Source organism: Streptomyces sp. P5F9 (genome assembly GCF_057961495.1).
This window is the reverse complement of sequence record NZ_JBXVPZ010000711.1, coordinates 1-3,397: the sequence shown is the minus strand read 5'-3', so window position 1 is coordinate 3,397 and position 3,397 is coordinate 1. Positions and strand designations below refer to the sequence as shown.

At 68.5% G+C, this 3,397-nt stretch carries 4 protein-coding genes; all 4 read left to right on the top strand.

Annotated elements, in window-relative coordinates; genetic code table 11:
- On the top strand, positions 1 to 236 hold a 236-nt coding region (locus AC31A1_RS48865; protein WP_489659506.1), incomplete at its 5' end, for a biotin/lipoyl-containing protein.
- Positions 237 to 278: 42 nt separating this feature from the next.
- Positions 279 to 1,409, top strand: coding sequence for an acyl-CoA dehydrogenase family protein (locus AC31A1_RS48860; protein ID WP_489659505.1), 1,131 nt, complete (start codon positions 279 to 281; stop codon positions 1,407 to 1,409).
- 35 nt (positions 1,410 to 1,444) lie between these two features.
- Positions 1,445 to 3,013, top strand: coding sequence for a 4-coumarate--CoA ligase family protein (locus tag AC31A1_RS48855; protein WP_489659504.1), 1,569 nt, complete (start codon positions 1,445 to 1,447; stop codon positions 3,011 to 3,013).
- A partial coding sequence (locus AC31A1_RS48850; RefSeq protein ID WP_489659503.1) for an enoyl-CoA hydratase-related protein occupies positions 3,010 to 3,397 on the top strand: 388 nt, incomplete at its 3' end. The genes AC31A1_RS48855 and AC31A1_RS48850, both read left to right, overlap by 4 nt.

Sequence of the window (3,397 nt, the reverse complement as noted above, 5' to 3'; positions counted from 1 at the left end):
CCCAACTGGCCCCCGGCTCCCTCCTCGCCCCCATGCCGGGCACGGTGGTGAGGGTGGCGGAAGGCCTGACCGTAGGAGCCCAAGTAACAGCCGGTGAGCCCTTGTTGTGGCTAGAGGCAATGAAGATGGAACACAAGATCACAGCCCCGGTCACGGGCACGCTAACGGCCCTACACGTCGAGCTGGGCCAGCAAATACAGGTCGCTTCTCTACTGGCGGTAGTGAAGCCAACTTAGGGGCGCGGGGAACTGCGCGACCAGCCACAACGAAGGAGCCACATGCCCACGACCGAAACAGACGAGCACAAGGCCCTACGTGCAGCCGTATCCGCCCTAGGAAAACGCCACGGCCGCACCTACGACCGAGAACAACTCTGGTCCGAGGCAGCCAAACTCGGCTACCTCGGCGTCAACCTCCCCGAGGAATACGGCGGCGGAGGCGGCGGCATCTCCGAACTCTCCATCGTCCTGGAGGAGTTGGGAGCGGCAGGCTGCCCCCTCCTCATGATGGTCGTGTCACCAGCAATCTGCGGCACAGTAATCGCCCGCTTCGGCACAGAAGCCCAAAAACAAACCTGGCTCCCCGCGCTGGCCGACGGCACCCGAACCATGGCCTTCGGCATCACAGAGCCGGACGCCGGCTCCAACAGCCACCGCATCACCACCACGGCACGCAAAGACGGCACGGACTGGCTCCTCACCGGCCGCAAGGTCTTCATCTCCGGCGTCGACCTGGCCGACGCGACCCTCATAGTCGGCCGCACGGAAGACTCCCGCACAGGCCGCCTGAAGCCCTGCCTGTTCATCGTCCCGCGCGACGCACCCGGCTTCACCCGCCGCCAGATAGATATGGAACTCCAGGCCGCGGAGAAGCAGTTCGAGCTGACCCTGGACGACGTACGACTTCCGGCGGACGCACTCGTAGGAGACGAGGACGCGGGCCTCCTCCAACTCTTCGCCGGCCTCAACCCCGAACGCATCATGACCGCCGCCTTCGCGATCGGCATGGGTCGCTACGCGCTGGCCCGAGCCATCGAGTACGCCCGCGACCGCACCGTATGGGACGCCCCCATCGGCGCTCACCAGGCCATCGCGCACCCCCTCGCCCAGGCGCACATCGACCTCGAACTGGCCCGCCTGATGATGCAGAAGGCGGCGCATCTGTACGACGCCGGTGACGACGTGGGCGCGGGCGAGGCCGCCAACATGGCCAAGTACGCGGCCGGCGAGGCCTGTGTGCGGGCGGTGGACCAGTCCGTGCACACCCTCGGCGGCAACGGCCTCACGCGGGAATTCGGGCTCGCTTCGTTGATAACCGCCGCGCGCGTGGCTCGTATTGCTCCGGTGAGCCGGGAGATGATTCTCAACTACGTCTCCCACCAGACCCTGGGCCTGCCCAAGTCGTACTGAACAGAAGCCCGCGCCAGTCCGCGCCAGGAGGAACCATGTTCCGCAGCGAGTACGCAGACGTACCGGCCGTCGAACTCCCCATCCACGACGCGGTGTTGGCCCGGGCCGCCGAGTTCGGCGACGAACCCGCGCTGATCGACGGCACGGACGGCACCACCCTCACGTACACCCAACTCGACGCGTTCCACCGGCGGATCGCGGCCGGTCTCGCGGACGCGGGCGTGCGCAAAGGGGACGTGCTCGCCCTGCACAGCCCCAACACGGTCGCTTTTCCCCTGGCGTTCTACGCCGCCACGCGCGCGGGTGCCTTCGTCACTACGGTGCATCCGCTCGCCACCCCGGAGGAGTTCGCCAAGCAGCTGCGCGACTCCGAGGCCCGCTGGATCGTCACCCTGTCCCCCCTCGTCGACACGGCACGCCGTGCCGCCGAACTCGCGGGCGGTGTCGAGGAGATATTCGTCTGCGACAGCGCACCCGGCCACCACTCACTCGCCGACATGCTCGGCTCCACGGCCCCCGAACCGGTGGTCGACATCGACCCCGTGACGGACGTAGCGGCCCTCCCGTACTCCTCGGGCACGACCGGCAGCCCCAAGGGCGTGATGCTCACCCACCGCCAAATAGCAACAAATCTCGCCCAGTTGGAGCCCGCGGTCCCCACCGGCCCCGGCGACCGCATCCTCGCCGTCCTGCCCTTCTTCCACATCTACGGTCTGACGGCCCTGATGAACGCCCCCCTGAGGAAGGGCGCCGCGGTCGTGGTCCTCCCGCGCTTCGAGCTGGAGACCTTCCTCGCGGCCATCGAGAACCACCGCATCACCGGCCTCTATGTGGCCCCGCCCATAGTCCTGGCCCTCGCCAAGCACCCCGCGGTCGCGCAGTACGACCTCTCGTCCCTCAAATACATCATCAGCGCCGCCGCCCCCCTCGACGCGAACCTCGCCGCCGCCTGCTCACAGCGCCTGGGCCTGCCACCCGTAGGCCAGGCGTACGGCATGACGGAACTGTCCCCGGGCACCCACGTGGTCCCCGTGCGGGACATGCCGAGCGCACCCCCGGGAACCGTCGGCAAACTCATCGCCGGCACCGAGATGCGGGTCGTCTCCCTCGCCGACCCCGAGAAGGACCTCGGCATCGGCGAGGCGGGCGAACTCCTCATCCGCGGCCCCCAGGTGATGAAGGGCTACCTCGGCCGCCCCGACGAGACCGCCGCGATGATCGACCCGGACGGCTGGCTGCGCACCGGGGACGTCGGTTACGTGGACGGCGGCGGCTGGACGTTCGTCGTCGACCGCGTCAAGGAACTCATCAAGTACAAGGGCTTCCAGGTGGCCCCCGCCGAACTGGAGGCCCTCCTGCTCACCCACCCCGGCATCGCCGACGCGGCCGTCGTGGGCGAGTACAACGACGACAACAACGAGGTCCCGCACGCGTACGTGGTCCGCCACCCGGCCGCCCCCGACCTCTCCCGGAGCGAGGTCCTGATGTACGTCGCCGAACGCGTCGCCCCGTACAAACGCGTCCGCATCGTCACCTTCATCGACGCCGTCCCGCGAGCAGCCTCCGGCAAGATCCTGCGCCGGGAACTGCGAGGCCGCGCATGACGCTGATCGGCCGTGCACGCGCGCGTGGCATCGAGACCCTGAGCCTGGACTCACCGGACACGAGGAACGCCCTGTCGGCGTCCCTGGTACGCGAGTTGGCGGAAGCGCTGACCGAGTGCGCGAAGGACGCCGACGTACGGGCGATCGTCCTCACCCACACCGGCAACACGTTCTGCGCGGGCGCGGACCTACGGGACCCACCACCCCCGGACGCCCTGGTGGCCGTACTCCGCCAGATCATCGAACTCCCCAAGCCGGTGGCGGCGAGAGTGACAGGCCACGTAAGGGCGGGCGGCGTAGGCCTGTTGGCGGCCTGCGACATAGCGGCAGCGTCGACCGCATCCACCACCTTCGCGTTCACAGAGGTACGGATCGGGGTCGCCC

Bases quoted from the DNA above. Each gene is read 5' to 3' on its own strand.
- AC31A1_RS48860 (WP_489659505.1), top strand. From the start codon at position 279: ATGCCCACGACCGAAACAGACGAGCACAAGGCCCTACGTGCAGCCGTA.
- AC31A1_RS48855 (WP_489659504.1), top strand. From the start codon at position 1,445: ATGTTCCGCAGCGAGTACGCAGACGTACCGGCCGTCGAACTCCCCATC.